The sequence below is a fragment of the Streptomyces sp. Pv4-95 genome (genome assembly GCF_045782725.1).
In the GTDB taxonomy this organism is placed as follows: domain Bacteria; phylum Actinomycetota; class Actinomycetes; order Streptomycetales; family Streptomycetaceae; genus Streptomyces.
In genome coordinates, this window is the sequence record NZ_CP127172.1 from 563,304 (window position 1) to 580,156 (window position 16,853).

At 70.8% G+C, this 16,853-nt stretch carries 18 protein-coding genes; 12 read left to right on the forward strand and 6 right to left on the reverse strand.

Annotated elements, in window-relative coordinates; genetic code table 11:
- Window positions 1-53 precede the first annotated feature (53 nt).
- The 8 genes from QOM21_RS02670 (at window position 54) to QOM21_RS02705 (ending at window position 8,267) form a co-directional block, all read left to right on the forward strand.
- The gene (locus tag QOM21_RS02670; RefSeq protein WP_407547876.1) at window positions 54-386 is read left to right on the forward strand and encodes a sarcosine oxidase subunit delta; all 333 of its coding nucleotides are present in this window, start codon (window positions 54-56) and stop codon (window positions 384-386) included.
- The gene (locus QOM21_RS02675; protein WP_407547877.1) at window positions 383-3,313 is read left to right on the forward strand and encodes a sarcosine oxidase subunit alpha family protein; all 2,931 of its coding nucleotides are present in this window, start codon (window positions 383-385) and stop codon (window positions 3,311-3,313) included. The genes QOM21_RS02670 and QOM21_RS02675 overlap by 4 nt, the downstream gene beginning before the upstream one ends.
- Entirely contained in the window at window positions 3,306-3,935 is a 630-nt protein-coding gene (locus tag QOM21_RS02680; RefSeq protein WP_407547878.1) for a sarcosine oxidase subunit gamma, read from the forward strand. The genes QOM21_RS02675 and QOM21_RS02680 overlap by 8 nt, the downstream gene beginning before the upstream one ends.
- Window positions 3,935-5,308 (forward strand): L-serine ammonia-lyase, encoded by a 1,374-nt coding sequence (locus QOM21_RS02685; protein WP_407547879.1) that lies wholly within the window; start codon window positions 3,935-3,937, stop codon window positions 5,306-5,308. Before QOM21_RS02680 ends, QOM21_RS02685 begins: the two co-directional genes overlap by 1 nt.
- A gap of 4 nt (window positions 5,309-5,312) precedes the next feature.
- Window positions 5,313-6,227, forward strand: coding sequence for a formyltetrahydrofolate deformylase (purU, locus tag QOM21_RS02690; RefSeq protein ID WP_407547880.1), 915 nt, complete (start codon window positions 5,313-5,315; stop codon window positions 6,225-6,227).
- Window positions 6,228-6,367: 140 nt separating this feature from the next.
- The gene (locus QOM21_RS02695) at window positions 6,368-6,700 is read left to right on the forward strand and encodes a hypothetical protein (protein WP_407547881.1); all 333 of its coding nucleotides are present in this window, start codon (window positions 6,368-6,370) and stop codon (window positions 6,698-6,700) included.
- A complete protein-coding gene (locus tag QOM21_RS02700; protein WP_407547882.1) occupies window positions 6,697-7,794 on the forward strand; it encodes a DUF6973 domain-containing protein in 1,098 nt (365 codons plus the stop codon). Before QOM21_RS02695 ends, QOM21_RS02700 begins: the two co-directional genes overlap by 4 nt.
- 35 nt (window positions 7,795-7,829) lie before the next feature.
- On the forward strand, window positions 7,830-8,267 hold the full coding sequence (locus QOM21_RS02705) for a hypothetical protein (RefSeq protein ID WP_407547883.1): 438 nt from the start codon (window positions 7,830-7,832) through the stop codon (window positions 8,265-8,267).
- Between the two features lie 49 nt (window positions 8,268-8,316).
- Here QOM21_RS02705 and QOM21_RS02710 read toward each other — a convergent pair whose 3' ends face one another.
- A complete protein-coding gene (locus QOM21_RS02710; RefSeq protein WP_407547884.1) occupies window positions 8,317-8,844 on the reverse strand; it encodes a hypothetical protein in 528 nt (175 codons plus the stop codon).
- 185 nt (window positions 8,845-9,029) lie between these two features.
- Between QOM21_RS02710 and QOM21_RS02715 the strand changes: the two genes are divergently transcribed.
- Window positions 9,030-9,779, forward strand: coding sequence for a response regulator transcription factor (locus QOM21_RS02715; protein WP_407547885.1), 750 nt, complete (start codon window positions 9,030-9,032; stop codon window positions 9,777-9,779).
- The gene (locus tag QOM21_RS02720) at window positions 9,779-11,068 is read left to right on the forward strand and encodes a sensor histidine kinase (RefSeq protein WP_407547886.1); all 1,290 of its coding nucleotides are present in this window, start codon (window positions 9,779-9,781) and stop codon (window positions 11,066-11,068) included. Before QOM21_RS02715 ends, QOM21_RS02720 begins: the two co-directional genes overlap by 1 nt.
- Before the next feature lie 113 nt (window positions 11,069-11,181).
- Here the strand turns inward: QOM21_RS02720 and QOM21_RS02725 are convergent, their stop codons facing one another.
- From QOM21_RS02725 to QOM21_RS02735, 3 genes are all read right to left on the reverse strand, one after another.
- On the reverse strand, window positions 11,182-11,742 hold the full coding sequence (locus tag QOM21_RS02725) for a TetR/AcrR family transcriptional regulator (RefSeq protein ID WP_407547887.1): 561 nt from the start codon (window positions 11,740-11,742) through the stop codon (window positions 11,182-11,184).
- A 168-nt stretch (window positions 11,743-11,910) separates the two neighbouring features.
- Window positions 11,911-13,302 (reverse strand): amidase, encoded by a 1,392-nt coding sequence (locus QOM21_RS02730; protein WP_407547888.1) that lies wholly within the window; start codon window positions 13,300-13,302, stop codon window positions 11,911-11,913.
- Window positions 13,289-13,495, reverse strand: coding sequence for a hypothetical protein (locus QOM21_RS02735; RefSeq protein WP_407547889.1), 207 nt, complete (start codon window positions 13,493-13,495; stop codon window positions 13,289-13,291). Before QOM21_RS02735 ends, QOM21_RS02730 begins: the two co-directional genes overlap by 14 nt.
- Before the next feature lie 163 nt (window positions 13,496-13,658).
- On the opposite strand from QOM21_RS02735, the gene QOM21_RS02740 reads away from it, so the two are divergent.
- Window positions 13,659-14,585, forward strand: coding sequence for an MBL fold metallo-hydrolase (locus QOM21_RS02740; protein WP_407555564.1), 927 nt, complete (start codon window positions 13,659-13,661; stop codon window positions 14,583-14,585).
- 74 nt (window positions 14,586-14,659) lie between these two features.
- Here the strand turns inward: QOM21_RS02740 and QOM21_RS02745 are convergent, their stop codons facing one another.
- Window positions 14,660-15,478 (reverse strand): VTC domain-containing protein, encoded by an 819-nt coding sequence (locus QOM21_RS02745; RefSeq protein ID WP_407547890.1) that lies wholly within the window; start codon window positions 15,476-15,478, stop codon window positions 14,660-14,662.
- Complete coding sequence (locus QOM21_RS02750) at window positions 15,475-16,137, reverse strand: DUF4956 domain-containing protein (RefSeq protein WP_407547891.1); 663 nt, start codon at window positions 16,135-16,137, stop codon at window positions 15,475-15,477. Before QOM21_RS02750 ends, QOM21_RS02745 begins: the two co-directional genes overlap by 4 nt.
- Window positions 16,138-16,320: 183 nt before the next feature.
- On the opposite strand from QOM21_RS02750, the gene QOM21_RS02755 reads away from it, so the two are divergent.
- The gene (locus QOM21_RS02755) at window positions 16,321-16,764 is read left to right on the forward strand and encodes a cupin domain-containing protein (protein ID WP_407547892.1); all 444 of its coding nucleotides are present in this window, start codon (window positions 16,321-16,323) and stop codon (window positions 16,762-16,764) included.
- Window positions 16,765-16,853: the final 89 nt, after the last annotated feature.

Below are 16,853 nucleotides of genomic sequence, written 5' to 3' on the forward strand. Positions count from 1 at the left end.
CCAGCCCCCTCGCAGCCCCGGCCGAGCGCCCCGCCGAGAGAAGGACACCCACCGTGCTACTGATCACGTGCCCATGGTGCGGTCCCCGTGAGGAGACCGAGTACCACTACGGGGGGCAGGCCCATGTCCCCTACCCCGAGAACCCCGCGGACCTCGACGACCGGCAGTGGGCCGAGTACGTCTTCTACCGCGACAACCCCAAGGGCCCTTTCGCCGAACGGTGGGCGCACAGCACCGGCTGTCGCCGCTGGTTCAACGTCCTACGCGACACCGCCAGTTACGAGATTCTCGCCGTCTACCGGCTCGACGAACCCCGCCCCGGCCTCCCCGCCCTGAGTGACCGCCGACAGACCATCGAAGCCGAAGCGGCCGGAGGGACCCGATGACCCACCAGACCCACCGGCTGCCGCACGCCGGCCGCGTCGACCGCACCACGACCCTGCGCTTCACCGTCGACGGCCGCGAGCTGACCGGCCACCCCGGTGACACCGTCGCCTCCGCGATGCTCGCCAACGGCATCACCGAAGTGGCGCCGTCCCTCTACCGCGGCCGCTCGCGCGGCATCGTCGCCGCCGGTGTCGAGGAGCCCAACGCACTGCTCCAGATCGCCGGGCCGTGCTCGGAGGGCATGCTGCCGGCCACCGCCGTCGAGCTGTACGACGGACTGTCCGCGACGACCCTGTCCGCGATGGGCCGGCTCGACCCGGCCCCCGACCCCGCCGTCTACGACAAGAAGTACGTACACACCGACGTCCTGGTCGTCGGCGCGGGACCGGCCGGGCTCGCGGCCGCCGCGGCCGCCGCCGACTCCGGCGCCCGCGTGATCCTCGTCGACGACCAGCCCGAGCCCGGTGGTTCGCTGCTCTCCGGACGGACCGAGACGGTCGGCGCGCACACCGCCCTCGAATGGGTCGCCGGGATCCGCGCGGCACTCGACGCCGCCCCCGAGGTCACCGTCCTGCAGCGCACCACGGCTTTCGGCAGTTACGACGACAACTATGTGCTCGCCCTGGAGCGGCGCACCGACCACCTCGGAGCCGACGCGCCCGAGCCGTCGGCGGGCATCTCGCGGCAGCGGCTGTGGCACATCCGCGCCCGCCAGGTGGTTCTGGCGACCGGTGCGCACGAGCGTCCGCCGGTCTTCGCCGGCAACGACCGGCCGGGGGTCATGCTCGCCGCGGCCGTGCGCACGTACGTCAACCGATACGGCGTGGCTCCGGGCTCGCGGGCCGTGGTGAGCACGACCAACGACAGCGCCTATGACACGGTCGCCGATCTCCATGCGGCCGGGATCGGCATCGCCGCCGTCGTGGACGCGCGCCCGGAGCTGTCCCACCGGGCCGCCGAGGTCGCCGAGGCGACCGGGGTGCGGGTGCTGCCGGGCAGCGCGGTGGTCGACACCGAGGGCGGTGGCCGGCTCTCCGCCGTCACCGCCCAGGCCCTCGACGAGAACGGTCAACTCACCGGTGCCCCGGAGTTCTTCGACTGCGACCTGCTTGCCGTCTCGGGCGGGTGGAGCCCGGTGGTGCACCTGCACAGCCAGCGTCAGGGCCGCCTTCGCTGGGACGAGGCCCTGGTCGCCTTCGTCCCCGACGGCCCCGTACGGGACCAGCAGGTCGTCGGCGCGGCCCGCGGGACGTACGACCTCGACTGCTGTCTGGCCGAAGGGACACTGGCCGGTGCCCACGCCGCGACGGACGCGGGCTTCCCGGTGCCCGTGCCCGCGCAGTCGTCGGAGAGCGCGCGTTCCGGGGCCGGAGCCGGCCCGGTGCGTGAACTGTGGCTGGTGCCTGCCCCCGGCGGTGACTCCGGCAGCGGCGCGGACAGCGACCCCGCCACGTGGGACGCGCACTTCGTCGACCTGCAGCGCGACGTCACCGTCGCCGACGTCTGGCGATCCACCGGCGCCGGCATGCGCGGCGTCGAGCACGTCAAGCGCTACACCTCTCTCGGCACCGCCAACGACCAGGGCAAGACGTCCGGCGTCAACGCGATCGGGGTGATCGCCCAGGCCCTCGGCGCGGGCGCGTCCCCCGGAGAGATCGGCACCACGGCCTACCGGGCGCCGTACACACCGGTGGCCTTCGCCGCCCTGGCCGGGCGTGAGCGCGGCGAGCTGTTCGACCCGGAGCGCACGACGTCCGTGCACAGCTGGCACGTCACGCACGGTGCGCTGTTCGAGGACGTCGGACAGTGGAAGCGCCCCTGGTACTACCCCCGGCCCGGCGAGGACATGGACACGGCCGTGCGCCGCGAGTGCCGCGCGGCCCGCGAGGGCGTGGCGTTCATGGATGCCTCCACCCTCGGCAAGATCGAGATCCGGGGCGCGGACGCCGGGGAGTTCCTCAACCGCATCTACACCAACGGCTTCAAGAAGCTCAAGGCCGGTCTCGCCCGCTACGGCGTGATGTGCAAGCCGGACGGCATGATCTTCGACGACGGGGTCACCCTCCGCCTCGCCGAGAACCGCTACTTCATGACCACGACGACCGGTGGCGCCGCCGGGGTCCTGGACTGGCTGGAGGAGTGGCTGCAGACCGAGTGGCCCGAACTCGACGTCCACTGCACCTCGGTGACCGAGCAGTGGTCGACGATCGCCGTCGTCGGGCCCCGCTCCCGCGAGGTCGTCGCCCAACTCGCGCCCGACGTCGATCTGTCCGCCGAAGCGTTCCCGTTCATGGCCTTCCGCGAGACCACGCTGGCCTCCGGTGTCCCGGCCCGCATCTGCCGGATCTCCTTCTCCGGCGAACTCGCCTACGAGATCAACGTCTCCGCGTGGTACGGCCTGGCGGTCTGGGAGGAGGTGGACGCGATCGGCCGGCCGTACGACATCACGCCGTACGGCACCGAGACCATGCACGTCCTGCGGGCCGAGAAGGGCTACATCATCGTCGGGCAGGACACCGACGGCACCGTCACGCCGCAGGACGCGGGCATGTCCTGGGTGGTCTCGAAGGTGAAGGACTTCGTCGGGAAGCGGTCCTACTCCCGCGCCGACACCTCGCGCACCGACCGCAAGCAACTCGTCGGGCTGCTGCCGAGCGACCGCAGGACCCGGCTTCCCGAGGGCACCCAGCTCATCGCTCCGAACGTGCCCCTCACCCCCGAGGCGGGGCCGGTGCCGATGCTCGGCCACGTCACCTCCAGCTACCACAGCGAGGCGCTGGGCCGCCCGTTCGCCCTCGCGCTGGTCGCCGCGGGCCGGGACCGCGTCGGCGACACGCTCTTCGCCCCCGTCGGCGACGACCTCGTGCCCGTCGAGGTCACCGAACCCGTCCTCTACGACCCCGAAGGGACCAAGCGAGATGGCTGAGCCGACGATCGACGCGGGCACCGGTCCGGTGGCACTGCGCAGGAGTCCCCTGGCCCATCTGCAAGGGCGGATACGCGCCGCCGCGGTCACCGGCGCCCGCGGCGTCACGCTGACCGAGTGGCCCTTCCTCACCATGGTCAACCTGCGCGTCGACCCCGCTTCCGAGGCGGCCGCCCGCGTCGAGAAGACCCTGGGGACGCCGCTCCCACGACAGTGCGGGCACACCTCCGCGTCGGGCCCCCATACGGTCGCCTGGCTGGGTCCGGACGAGTGGCTCGTGCTGTCCCCGGACGAAGCGGCCCCCGTGGCCGCCGAGTTGCGGGAGGCACTCGGCGCGGACCCGGGCTCGGTGGTGGACGTCTCGGCGAACCGCACCACGCTGGAACTGCGCGGTCCGGCCGCCCGGCAGGTTCTGGAGAAGGGCTGCTCGCTCGACCTCCATCCCCGGGCCTTCGGACCCGGCCAGGCGGTGTCGACCACGGTCGGCCCGGTCGCCGTACTGCTCTGGCAGGTCGACAGCGCGCCGACGTACCGGCTGTTCCCGCGCTCCTCGTTCGCCGACTACCTGGCGCGCTGGCTGATCGACGCGATGGGCGAATACCGCGGCCCGGAGGTGCCCTGATGGGGCTCAGCGCCTTCGACCTGTACTCGGTCGGCATCGGCCCTTCCTCCTCCCACACGGTGGGGCCGATGCGGGCGGCCCGGCGCTTCGTCAGGCTCCTGGACAGTGAGGGCTTCCTGCCCTCCGTCAGCCGGGTCGGAGCCGAGCTGTTCGGGTCGCTCGGCGCGACCGGCCACGGGCACGGCTCGGACAAGGCGGTCGTGCTCGGCCTGGAGGACGAGGATCCCGCGACCGTGGACACCGACCGGGCCGACGGCAGGGTCGCGCAGGTACGCGAAAGCAGCACCCTGCTCCTCGCCGGCAAGCACCGGATCGGCTTCCACCGCGAGACCGACCTGGTGCTGCACCGGCGCAAGTCGCTACCCGCGCACCCCAACGGAATGGTGTTCCACGCCCTCGCCGACGACGGCCGGGTGCTCGTCAAGCGGACCTACTACTCCGTGGGTGGCGGGTTCGTCGTCGACGAGGCCGCCACCGGCGCCGACCGCGTCGTCGCGGACACCACGCAGGTGCCCTTCCCCTTCGACTCGGCAGCCGAGCTGCTCGCGCACTGCGCTCGGGAAAACCTGGCCATCAGCGACATCATGCTCGCCAACGAGCAGGCCTGGCGCCCCGAGGCCGAGGTGCGGACGGGACTGCTGCACCTGTGGTCGGTCATGCAGGCGTCCGTGGACCGCGGATGCCGACGCGAAGGAGTGCTGCCGGGCGGACTGCGGGTGCCACGCCGGGCACCGGCTCTGTTCCAGGAACTGCAATCGAACACCGGCGACCGGGATCCGCTCCAGGTCATGGACTGGGTGAACCTGTTCGCCCTGGCCGTCAACGAGGAGAACGCCTCCGGCGGCCGCATCGTGACCGCTCCCACCAACGGGGCGGCCGGCATCATCCCCGCTGTACTGCACTACTACGCGCGGTTCGTACCCGGCGCCGACGACGAAGGCGTGGTCCGTTTCCTGCTGACCGCCGCGGCGATCGGCATCCTGTTCAAGCAGAACGCCTCCATCTCCGGCGCGGAGGTCGGCTGCCAGGGCGAGGTCGGTTCGGCCTGCTCGATGGCGGCCGGGGCGCTCTGCGAGGTGCTCGGCGGGACTCCCGCGCAGGTCGAGAACGCCGCCGAGGTCGGTATCGAGCACAACCTGGGCCTCACCTGCGATCCGGTCGGCGGCCTGGTGCAGATCCCCTGCATCGAGCGCAACGCCGTCGCCGGTGTCAAGGCGATCAACGCGGCACGGCTCGCCCTGGCCGGTGACGGCACGCACAAGGTCAGCCTGGACAAGGCCATCAAGACCATGCGCGACACCGGCCGGGACATGAAGGTCAAATACAAGGAGACCGCCCGCGGCGGTCTCGCCGTCAACGTCATCGAATGCTGACACCATGACTGATATCCCGGCTTCCGCCACGCCCCCCGCCCACCCGTCCGCCGACCCCGCCACGGCGCCGGTCGAGCACGTACTCACCCTCGACTGCCCCGAGGCCCCGGGCATCGTCCATGCCGTCTCGCGGTTCCTGGTCGAGCACGGCAGCGACATCATCGACAACCAGCAGTTCGGCGACCGCCGCGACGGCCACTTCTTCATGCGGGTGCACTTCGCCGCCCTCGGAAGCGAGAACACCACGGACACCCTGCGGCAGAACTTCGCCGCCGTGGCCGCTCCCTTCGCCATGGACTGGCGCCTGGAACCGGTCAGCACCCGCCGCCGCGTGCTGGTCATGGTGTCCCGCTACGGCCACTGCCTCAACGATCTGCTCTTCCGTACCCGCAGTGGCGACCTGCCCATCGACGTGGTCGCGGTGGTCTCCAACCACCGCGACCACGAGGCTCTCGTCGCCTGGCACGGCATCCCGTTCTTCCACCTGCCGGTCACCGCCGCGACCAAACCGGATGCCGAGGCCCAACTCCTCGACATCATCGACTCGTTCGACGTCGACCTGATCGTGCTGGCGCGCTACATGCAGGTGCTCTCAGACGGCCTGTGCACCCGCCTGGCCGGCCGGACGATCAACATCCACCACTCCTTCCTGCCGAGCTTCAAGGGCGCCAAGCCCTACCACCAGGCACACGACCGCGGCGTCAAACTCGTCGGCGCGACGGCCCACTACGTCACCGCCGACCTCGACGAAGGCCCGATCATCGCCCAGGAGGTCATCGGCGTCGACCACAGCCACACCCCCGACGACCTGGCCGCCATCGGCCGCGACGCGGAGTCCGCAGCCCTGGCCCGAGCGGTCCGATGGCACTGCGAGGACCGGGTATTCGTCCAGGGCAGGCGCACGGTGGTCCTCCGGTGACGGACTCTCCCGAAGGAAGCAGGCGGGAGGCGCACGACCGTCCTGCGGCGAGCGCCTCGGCCGATGGCTCAGAGTGATCCATCCGCTCCATCGGCTTTTCGATCATCTGTATGGTGAGCGAGAGCTGATGGGGGAACAGCATGGGGGATTTCGGTGCGGGTCAGCGGGGCTATGCGGCTGATCCCGATGCGATCAGGAAGGCCGGCGGCAAGGCGCTCGACATCCGGCAGGATCTGCTGGATGCGGCCAGGCCGACATGCGCCGCGACGAGTCGCGCGGCGACCGGCCTGGAGGGCTGGCAGAGCGCTGACCAGCTGAAGAAGACCGCACGGCGGTGGGAGGAGCAGACCTTCGCCCTCGCCGAGCGAATGGGGCGCACCGGCGGGAATCTGCAGCACAACGCCGAGGGGTACCGGACCGCGGAGGATGTCAACACTGCTGCCGTGACGGCGGTGGACAGCCCGTGGGGATGACGGTGAGGCAGCTCGAACGGGCCGACGCCGACCTGGTCCTCAAGGCGTCGGAGGCATGGGCCGAACAGGTCCGTGCGTTGAAGGGCCTGGTCGACAGTTACCGGACCGAGGTCAAGGACACGGTCGAACGGAGTGGCTGGCAAGGCCCCGCATACGAGGCCGCCCGGAGCAACTGGGTCGAGGAACTCACCCAGCTGGAGAACGCCCGGGCAGAGGCCGACGGCATCAGGCTGGCACTGGACATGGCCGTGGCCGACATCCGGGCAGCACAGCAACTGCTGCGCTCCGGCCTGGAACCCGCCCGCGAGAACGGGGTGCCGGTTGCTCCGGACGGAAGTCTGGAACCGCCTCCGTCCATGCTTGACGATCCGAATCTGATCAGCGGCCCTCTGGGGGACGAGCTGCGAGCAGCGCAGGAGCGGATCCACGACGCGCTCCGGATGGGGAACCGGGCCGACGAGAGGATCGCCTGGGATCTGAAGGACGACGGCGGTCCGCACGAGGACGTCTTCAACGACCGGGTGCACATGGGGCGGAGGCTCAGCCCCGGGGAAATACGGCGTCAGTATCAGGTCACCGACGACCCGGAAGGCATGACCACGTACTTCGGGGAGCAAGTCACCCAGGGCGAGAAGGACATCCTTTCCGAACTCGGTGCCGGCGAAAAGCTCGACTTCATGGAGATCAGGGATCAGGCATGGGAAGAGTGCCAGGCCCGGTTCCCCGACGACGAGCAGGACGGGCACATGGACGCCTTCCGGCACACGTACTGGAACTCCCTGATGGCTCAGCGGTTCGGCGTGGAGTGGGCGGAGCGTTACGGTTCGGCGCACGAGCGGGTGCCGGGCAACCCATCGGACCGTGAGGCGATGGATCTGCACAACAACGATCTGGGGCGCCGCATTGCCGTGGAGAACCCGACCGCCACTCCGGCCCAGCTGGCCGAGAAGGTGCAGGCAGCGGTGCAGCAGGGGAGGACCGTGGTGATGGACCGGGACGGAAGCCTGGTTCCCAGTGACAAGGTGCGAGTTCAAGAGAACGGGCACAGCAACGGGGTCGCGGGCGCGCCTGACCAAGGCAAGGGCCCCCGGTGAACCGCGGCAGGGAGGCCGGGGTGGGGAGGCTGCCGATGCTGCGCACGCGGAAGAGGAAAGTGACTGCCGTGCTGGTGGTGGCCGTCACGCTGGGCGCGGCCTGGTACGTGTTCCGGGAGCCGGCGGTGGTGAGCACGACCGACAAAGCTCTTCAGGAGAAAGTGCATTCAGCGATCGCGGGCCGTCATCCGGCCCCGCTTACGAAGATGACCGGCTTCGCATGGGACCGGCTCCAGGTGTTCGCGCACGACACGAGCGATGGCGATATTTCCGATGCGGTGGGCGACCGGGTCGAGTGGGAACCCGCCGCGTCCTCGTACTCAGGACCTTCGTTGTGGGTTTTCAGCAAGGGCGGCGAGGCGGTGCGGGCCGTGCAGATGGAGACCGGCGTGCCTGATGCAAAGCCGAGTTGGTCGACGAAGGTGAAGGTCTCCGGGGGCGCCTACCGCAACACCTTGCATTTCGTGGAGTGACCGTCCGGCGAGAGGATGAAGCACACCGGCGCCGCGAGTTGTGTCCGGCTCAGTCGTCCGTGTCACCCATCTTCTGGACCCGGGGTCCGGTCGGTGTGCAGGTGATGTCGTACGACCGGTCCTCGGCCTCGTCGGCGTCGGGTTCGGCCTCCAGGTGGGCTACCGCGGACGGTCCCCGTACGACGTCCTCGTCGAAGGCGTAGCCGTTGGCCGGGCTCCAGGAGACGAGGTAGACCGTTCCGTCGGGACGGCACTCCGCGGTGGCGGTGCCGCCGGTGAAGCGGACCGTATCCGTTCGGGGAGCGGCTTCTGTTCGTGATCCGGCGGCGGTGGGAGTGCCCTGCGGGCCCGGGGTCTTCGAGGGTGTGGGAGCGGGGGGTTCGGTGGGTTCCGCCGCGGTGGCCGAGTGCGTGTTGGCCGCCAGGGCGCGTCGGACCGCGGCGTCGTCCAGGGCCCGTCCGTGGGCGTCCGCGCTTGATCCGGCGTCCGCGCTCGCGAGTTGCCACGCGCCGAGCCCGCCTGCGCCGGTTCCGACGGCGATCCAGGCTGCGGTCACCAGCGCGCTGCGCCACCTCACGACGATCTCCTCCACACGCCGGCGTTCCCGCCGGCAGTTTCGTACCGGATGCACCGGCGTCCACCATGAACCCTCCCCCACCCTTTCCTAACGTCGCGTTAAGGCCCGTACAAGGACGGCCCGGGAAGGCATCCGGCATTCACCCTGAGTGCCCCTTGCATCCACTTGGTGGCTACGGTGTTCCCATGGCCCACCTGCTTGTCGTGGAGGACGACGCCGCCCTGCGCAGCGCTCTTGTTCGCGCCCTGCGCGACAAGGGGCACGCCGTCGCGACGGCGGCCGGCGGGATGGCGGGGCTCGACGCGGCGGTGACCAGTCCGCCGGATCTGATCGTGCTGGACCTGGCACTGCCGGACGTGGACGGCGGGCAGGTTCTGCGGATGCTGCGGGCGGTCAGCGACGTACCGGTGATCGTGGCGACCGCGCGGGACGAGGAGTCGGAGATGGTCTCGTTGCTGGAGGGCGGCGCGGACGACTACCTCGTGAAGCCGTTCGGCGCGGCGCAACTCGACGCTCGTATCAAGGCGGTGCTGCGGCGCCTCGGCCCGGCCGAGGCGGAGGAGCCGCTACGGGTGGGCGGACTCGTCGTGGATCCGGCGGCCCGTGAGGTCACCCTCGACGGCTGCGCCCTCGACCTCACGCCCCGGGAGTTCGACCTGCTCACCCACCTCGCCCGCCGCGCCGGTCAGGTCGTCTCGCGCCGCGAACTTCTCGCCGAGGTCTGGCAGCAGCCGCTGGGCGGTGCGGACAAGACGGTCGACGTCCATCTGTCCTGGTTGCGGAGGAAACTGGGCGAGACGGCCCAAACCCCGCGCTATCTGCACACGGTCCGTACGGTCGGGGTGAAGCTGATGGCTCCCGGACAAGGGGTGACATCCGAACTCGGGGCGGAGCCGGGGTCCGGGAACGCGGCGGCGGAGACCGGTGACCGATAGTGCGTCGTCGGCTGCTCCTGCTCACCGGGGCCACCACCGCCCTCGTGCTGGCCGCTCTGCTGGTGCCGCTCACCCTGCTCACGCGGTCGCATGCCGCCGACCGCGCCACTGCCGAGGCGACCGCGCGGGCGCAGTGGGTGGCGGCGACGGCCGGGCCGGTACTGGCCGGCGGGGCGCGGGGGGTTACGGACGTCGGACAGACCATGCAGAGCGTCAACGGGCCCGGGCTGCCCAGGACGTCGCTCATCCTTGTCGACGGCACGGTTGTCGGCGCACCCGCCCGCGTCACGGACGCGGTCCGGCTCGCGCGTACGGGACGGGCCTTCACCTATGAGCCTCCGGACGGCGGCCGAATGGTCCTGGTGCCGGTACATGGAGCGCCGGAGGGCACTGCGGTCGTCCAGGTCGCCCTCGCCGAGCGCCAGTTGTACGCGGGCGTCCTCACCTCCTGGCTGGTGCTCGCCGGCATAGGGGCGGGGCTCGTGGCGCTCGGTCTGGTCCTCGCCGACCGGCTGGGCGCGCGCCTCGTGGGAGCGACACGCGCGCTGGCCGGGACGGCGGTCCGGCTGGCGGCCGGGGATCTCACAGCCCGGGCACAGCCTGCCGGGCCCCCCGAACTCCGTTTGGTGGGAGATGAGTTGAACAGGCTGGCGGCCCGTATCGAACAGCTCCTCGCCGCCGAGCGCGAGAACGCCGCCGACCTCGCCCACCGCCTCCGTACGCCCGTGGCCGCGCTCCGCCTGGACGCGGAGACCCTGCGGGATCCGGCCGAGGCCGAGCGGATCGCCACGAGTGTCGCCGCCCTGGAGCTCGGTGTCGATGAGGTCATCCGCCGGGCCCGACGGCCCTTGAGCGACTCCGCACCCACCGCGGACCTGTCCGCGATCACCCGCGATCGGACCGCTTTCTGGCTCCCGCTGGCCGAGGACCAGGACCGCACCGTCGAGGTGCACACCCCGCCCGGCCCGCTTCCGGTGCGGGTCCCCCGCGACGAACTTGCCGCCGCGCTGGACGCATTGATCGGCAACGTGCTGGACCACACCCCGCACGGCACCCCGTTCCGCGTCACGGTCCGCTCCCGGGGCGACGCCGCCGAGCTCCTGATCCAGGACGACGGCCCTGGCTTCGCCACGTCCGATACCGCCGAACGCGGTATCAGCGGAGCCGGTTCCACGGGCCTCGGGCTGGACATCGCCCGCCGCACGGCGCAGGAGTCGGGTGGCACCTTCACGGCGCAGAGCGCACCGGGGGCGAGGGTGACGTTGACGTTCCCGGCGCACACGGGATGAGCCGTGCACCCCGGGCCGAGGGACCGGCCTGGGCCGGACCAGCGGGAGAGCGCCTGACGCGCAGGCTCTGACCAGCGCGGAGGGCGCCTAACGGGCCCGCGGGGGTTTCGCCGTCAGAGCCGGTCGAGGGCGTTCGTCACGAGTTCGCGCGCGTACGCGGCGTCCAGCCGACCGGGGCGAAAGAGGATGCGGTACATCATCGGCGCCACGACCCGGTCGATCACCCGTTCCGTGTCAGGCACCGCCTCTCCGCGCCGCGTCGCACGGTTCAGGACGGCGTCGATCTGCTCCGCGGCGTAGGCGGAGCACCGGCCGGCATTGGTGCCGTCCGGATCGCCGAGGAGCGCATCTCTGATGTACGCACGCCCTGGCGGAGAGGCCATCTCGTCGAGGAACTGCTCCGCCCATGCGTCGAGGTCGGCCCGCAGGCTGCCGAGATCGACGGGCTCGGTCTCCGGGCGCAGCCGTTCGACTGCGACATCGGACAGGAGTTCCTGCAGGTCGCCCCAGCGGCGGTAGATCGTGGAAGGTGTCACACCGGCCCGGGCCGCCACCAGGGGAACGGTCAGCGCTTCGCGGCCCTTCTCACCGACGAGCTCACGGACCGCGGCATGAACGGACTCCTGCACACGGGCACTGCGCCCGCCGGGGCGCGTCATGGGCTTGGGGCTCATGCGTTCCACCTTAATGCGAATACGTTGCTTCTAGTCGCCCGCCTGCCGGTCCGCGACAGGTGCCCAGGGGCACCGCCCTGGGCACCGCACCATCTGAAGACGGCGGCCCGAGAAGGACCGCCGGGCGCCCCCGGGCAAGCACGGGTCACCCGGGACTTCCGCCGACCCTCAGGCCGCCACCGGGGCGACCCGCCCCACGTCGGCGGCCATCCCCTCGTACGCCCTGCCCACACGCAGCACCGTCGCGTCCCCGAAGGGGCGCGCCATCAGCTGCATACCGATCGGCAGTCCGGCGTGATCGTGTCCGACCGGCAGCGTGAGGGCCGGAACGCCGGTGATGTTGGCCGGGGCGGAGAGGCGGACATAGCTGTCGGACACCGTTTCCACCGTGCCGTCGGCCCATTCGACCGTGTCCTGGTTGGACTTGGCGGCTGTCATCGGCACGGTCGGGGCGGCGAGGACGTCGATCCCGTCGAACATGCGGGTCCAGCCGTCGCGCATCATGGTGCGGGCCCGCTGGGCGCGAAGGTAGTCGCCGGCTGATGTGAGTGCGCCGGCTTCGAGCAGGACGCGTACGTCCGAGGTGTACAGGTCGGGCGCGGCCCGCAAGGACCGCTCGTGGTAGGCCGTGGCCTCGGGAACCATCAGCCCCCACTGGATGGCCTGGATGTAGCGCGCCATCGGGATCTCCACGTCGACGAGCTGCGCGCCGAGCTCCGTCAGCCGCTCGATCGCCCGGCGTACGGCCTCCTCGACTTCGGGCGAGACCCTGTCGAAGTAGTGATTGCGGGGAATGCCGACCCTGAGCCCCTTGAGATCACCGCCGCCGGTGAAGTCCGTCGAGGGGCCGGACACACTCGCCGGATCGTGCGGGTCGTACCCGGCTGTCGCGGCCAGCACCAGAGCCGCGTCCCGCGCACTGCGGGTGATGGGACCGACGTGGTCCAGGGACCAGGACAGCGAGGTCACACCGGAACGGGGGACGAGACCGTAGGTCGGCTTGAGGCCCACCACGCCGTTGAGTGCGGCGGGGACCCTGATGGACCCTCCCGTGTCGGTGCCCAGGGCGAACGTCGCCCCGCCCGCGGCGACCGCCACCGCCGAGCCGCCGCTCGACCCTCCGGCGACGCGGCTCCGGTCCCAGGCGTTGGCGGTCTGTGGGGTGGTCAGGCCGTAGGCGAATTCATGGGTGTGCGTCTTACCCAGGAGAACGGCCCCGGCAGCCTTCAGGCGTGCGGCCACCTGGCTGTCGTGGTCCGCGAGGTGCCCGGCCCGGACGTCCGAACTCGCCGTGGTGGGCAGGCCCGCGGCGTCGATCAGGTCCTTGAGGCCCATGGGGATGCCGTGCAGAGGGCTGCGCGGTCCGGTTGCGGAGATTTCCCGTTCGGCGCGCACCGCTTCGGCCAGAGCGGCGTCCGCCGCGACGGTGACGTAGGCGCGGAGCCGTCCGTCGACCGCGGCAATGCGGGCCAGTACGGATTCGGTGAGCTCGACCGGGGAGAGTTCCCGTGCGCGTACGGCGCGGGCCGCCTCGGCGAGGGACAGCTCAAAGGGTTGCATCGACGTCCCCCTGTCCGGCCCGGTACGACATCGCCGGGGGTGTGTCGGCAAAGTCGAGTTCGCGCAGTGTCGTGATGACGGAGTGGATGTGGTTGGCGGTCGCAGCCACCCCTTCGTGACGCTCGTCCCCGAGGAAGAGCCCTGCCCGCAGCGCGACTTGAGCCGCCTGCTGGGGAGTGAGTTCGCTGGTCATGGGTGTTCCTTCCAGCCCTGTGCGGTGCGCCGGTCCGGGACCTGGTCCACAGCCCCGACCACCTAAAAGCGAATCGTTTGCTTTAGATGACGGTAGGGCCTACGGTTACTTAAAGCAAACCAGTTGCTTTTAGCTCACGTAAGGGAAGATCACCGTGCCCGCGATCCCGCAGCCCAGCACCCCCGCCACCGCGCAGACCCCCACATGGGCCGTGGGCGACCACACCGTGCGACGCATCGACGAAACAGCCCTTCCCGCCGCGACCGGCCCGTGGCTGCTCCCCGGGGCGACCGCGGACGTCGTGAACCGGACGCCTTGGCTGCGCCCCGACTTCGCCGACGAAGAGGGCGTCCTCCGGCTGGCAAGCCACACCTTCGCGGTCGAGGTGGACGGGCTGCGGATCCTGGTCGACACCGGCATCGGAAACGGAAAAGAGCGCACCAACCCCGCCTGGCACCACCTGAACAGCGACTACGAAGCACGACTGACGGCGGCCGGCTTCGCACCGGAGACCGTGGACGTCGTCATCCTGACCCACCTTCACACCGACCACGTGGGCTGGAACACCCGGTTCGAAGGCGGCAGTTGGGTGCCGACCTTCCCCAACGCGCGCTATCTCACCTCGCATGCCGAATGGAACTACTGGGCCGGTGTCGAGATGGAGGAGGCGCGGCAACAGATGTTTCAGGACTCGGTGCACCCCGTCCGGGATGCGGGCCTCCTGGAGATCGTCGATGTCGCGGACGTGGGCACGGACATCGCGCCGGGTGTCCGCCTGCTGCCCAGCCCCGGCCACACTCCGGGCCAGGTGACGGTGGCGCTGAGCAGTCAGGGCGAGAGTGCACTCATCAGCGGCGACAGCATCCACCACCCCGTCCAGATGGGGCATCCAGAGCTCTGCAGCTGCGTGGACATCGCACCCGAACTCGCCGCCAGGACCCGGCACCGGATGCTCAGCGCACTGGCCGGCACCCCGACCCTGCTGCTCGGCAGCCACTTCCCGCCCCCGACCGCCGGTCACGTGCGGCGCGAGGGCAATGCGTACCGGCTGGTGCCCATCGCACCCGGGGGCGCAACGTTGCGTGCCTGAACGGGGTACCAGCGCCGCACCTGCCGCCCCAAGGGCAACGGCGGTGACCGGAGTGCGGAGAATCCGCTGAGGGTTCAGCGGTCGAGGGCGCCCGGGAACACCCGCCGCACCGCCCGGGCCCAGGCGTTCGCCGCGAGCCCCGGCCGTACCGCGGCCAGTCCCCCGCTGTACTTCGTGAACTCGGCCGGCCGTACGCCGTGCCGGTGCAGCACACGGTCCGCCTCCGTCAGATGCCCGCGTGTCTTGGTCTCGACGAGCACGAGCGAACCGTCCGCGACGGCGCACCGCCCGGAGGTCTCGTCCCGCACCAACAGACCGGCGTCACAGGTCACCCGCTGTCCGTCAGCGACGAGGGTCACTCTCCGGTAGTCCGTGCGGAGCGTGGGCAGGAGGCCGTGCGGGACCTCGATGGGCCCGTACGACTGCCTGAGCACCCGGCCCAGGAACGTCCGCCGCGCTCCGTCCAGCGGATCGTCGTGGCCGGACATCCGCTGCCGGTGCTTGACCGTCTCACCGCGCCCGCTCTTGAGCTTGACCTCGAACTGCCGCTCGCCGCTGTCCTCGTACACCCGCTCCCTGATCCGGAAGCGCCGCCGGCGCCCCTGACGGTGGTCGTGGAAGGTGCCCAGCCCCGGAGTGTCGTAGTAGGTGGAGCGGTACCGGAAACAGCGCAGCCCGTCGATCGCGAGGACCCGGAAGGCGTCGGCGCGGCGCGGATCCGTCAGGCGGGCCACGAAGTCCTCGAAAACCGGGACGGGCACGAGATAGCTGTTGTCGTAGCGGGCCAGCAGTTCCGCGCGGGCGTTGAGCTCGGCGAGCGACAAGGGATGTGCGGCGAGCGCGGCCCGCTCAAGGGCGAGCAGCGCCTCCGACGGCGTTCCGCTGCCGCTCACCACGGGGTGGGCTCCTTCGCCTCCGTCGCCGTGAGCCGCGCCGACGCACCGGCGGCCGCCAGGGACTCGTGGGAGACGCGGGACGCCCGCGCGGCGGGCTGCCGGTAGCGCACCTCGACAACTGTCAGGTCCCGCACGTAGTCCACCTGCCGCACGGTCCAGCCGAACGGCTCGCCCAAACGCCGCCGCAGATCGGCGCACAGGGCGTCCTCATCGTCGTACACCGTGTCGAGGGTGACGACCGCCCGCCGCTCACGGGCGTAAAGACGGGGGTGATCGGCGCCGTACACCACGAGCAGGAGCACAGCCGTGAGACCTGCGGCCACGCCCAGGCCCAGGCCGGGCAGCCCGCAGAGCAGCCCCAGGACCAGAGTGGTGAAGTAGTACGCGACTTCCTGGTGCTGCACCGCGTCGGATCGCAGCCGGACGATCGACAGGACGCCGAACAGCCCGAACCCCAGCGCGAGTCCGCCGCTCTTGCCCACCGTGCCGAGGGCCGCGACGACCGCGAACAGCGCGACGTTCAGCGCGAGATACGCGGGCACCAGCTCCCGCCTGCGATGCCGCGGTTGGAAGACGCCGAACGTCAGCAGCGTCACGGCGACGAGATCGAGCCCCAAGTGGGCGGCCATCTGACCAAGAGTTCCTGTGCTGTCCATGACCACGACGCTAGGACCCGGCGAGTTAAGGGGACCGCAGGACCGGGTTAAGGACTTCGCGGCGGCACCCCCTCGACCCGCACCCCGGCTCCATTTGCCGTGTCGGCAAAGATGATTGCCGCATCCGATATGAGCGTCGCATCCTGGTTCGGGCAAGGCCAACGAGATTCAGGAGGCTGCACGATGACTACCCATGAAGGCGCCGGGACCGCGCTCGGGCCTGGTGACGGCTCGCCGCTGAACAACCGTGTCCACCACATCCGGTCCGGCGAGTTGGACGGCTACGCCGCCATCAGCGGCGGCACGGTCGGTTCGAAGAAGCTCTGGATGGGCGTCGTGGAGAATCCGCCGTCGAGCGCCACGGACAACCACCATCATGGCGATTCGGAGGCGGGGATCTACGTGGTCAGCGGTCACCCCGTGTTCGTCTACCACGACGGTACAGAGGAAGTACGCCTCGCCGCCCGGCCGGGCGACTTCTTCCTCGTCCCCCCGTTCGTCCCGCACCGCGAGGAGAACCCCGACCCGGACGAGCCCACGGTCGTCGTGATCGCCCGGACGACGCAAGAGCCGATCAAGGTCTCCGTGCCGGAGCTGTACCGGCTCGAAGAGACAGCCACGCAGTAGAAGACGCAGTAGAAGGAAGAGGCCGCCTGGAAGGAAGCGGTCCGAGGCTGGTGCCGACGAACCAGGGCGGGGGGCGTCGGGGGTGAACT

Coding starts and splice junctions, on each gene's coding strand:
- QOM21_RS02685 (WP_407547879.1), top strand. CDS start 3,935: ATGGGGCTCAGCGCCTTCGACCTGTACTCGGTCGGCATCGGCCCTTCC.
- QOM21_RS02725 (WP_407547887.1), bottom strand. CDS start 11,742: ATGAGCCCCAAGCCCATGACGCGCCCCGGCGGGCGCAGTGCCCGTGTG.
- QOM21_RS02680 (WP_407547878.1), top strand. CDS start 3,306: ATGGCTGAGCCGACGATCGACGCGGGCACCGGTCCGGTGGCACTGCGC.
- QOM21_RS02750 (WP_407547891.1), bottom strand. CDS start 16,137: ATGGACAGCACAGGAACTCTTGGTCAGATGGCCGCCCACTTGGGGCTC.
- QOM21_RS02735 (WP_407547889.1), bottom strand. CDS start 13,495: ATGACCAGCGAACTCACTCCCCAGCAGGCGGCTCAAGTCGCGCTGCGG.
- QOM21_RS02730 (WP_407547888.1), bottom strand. CDS start 13,302: ATGCAACCCTTTGAGCTGTCCCTCGCCGAGGCGGCCCGCGCCGTACGC.
- QOM21_RS02675 (WP_407547877.1), top strand. CDS start 383: ATGACCCACCAGACCCACCGGCTGCCGCACGCCGGCCGCGTCGACCGC.
- QOM21_RS02695 (WP_407547881.1), top strand. CDS start 6,368: ATGGGGGATTTCGGTGCGGGTCAGCGGGGCTATGCGGCTGATCCCGAT.
- QOM21_RS02705 (WP_407547883.1), top strand. CDS start 7,830: ATGCTGCGCACGCGGAAGAGGAAAGTGACTGCCGTGCTGGTGGTGGCC.
- QOM21_RS02755 (WP_407547892.1), top strand. CDS start 16,321: ATGACTACCCATGAAGGCGCCGGGACCGCGCTCGGGCCTGGTGACGGC.
- QOM21_RS02715 (WP_407547885.1), top strand. CDS start 9,030: ATGGCCCACCTGCTTGTCGTGGAGGACGACGCCGCCCTGCGCAGCGCT.
- QOM21_RS02700 (WP_407547882.1), top strand. CDS start 6,697: ATGACGGTGAGGCAGCTCGAACGGGCCGACGCCGACCTGGTCCTCAAG.
- purU (WP_407547880.1), top strand. CDS start 5,313: ATGACTGATATCCCGGCTTCCGCCACGCCCCCCGCCCACCCGTCCGCC.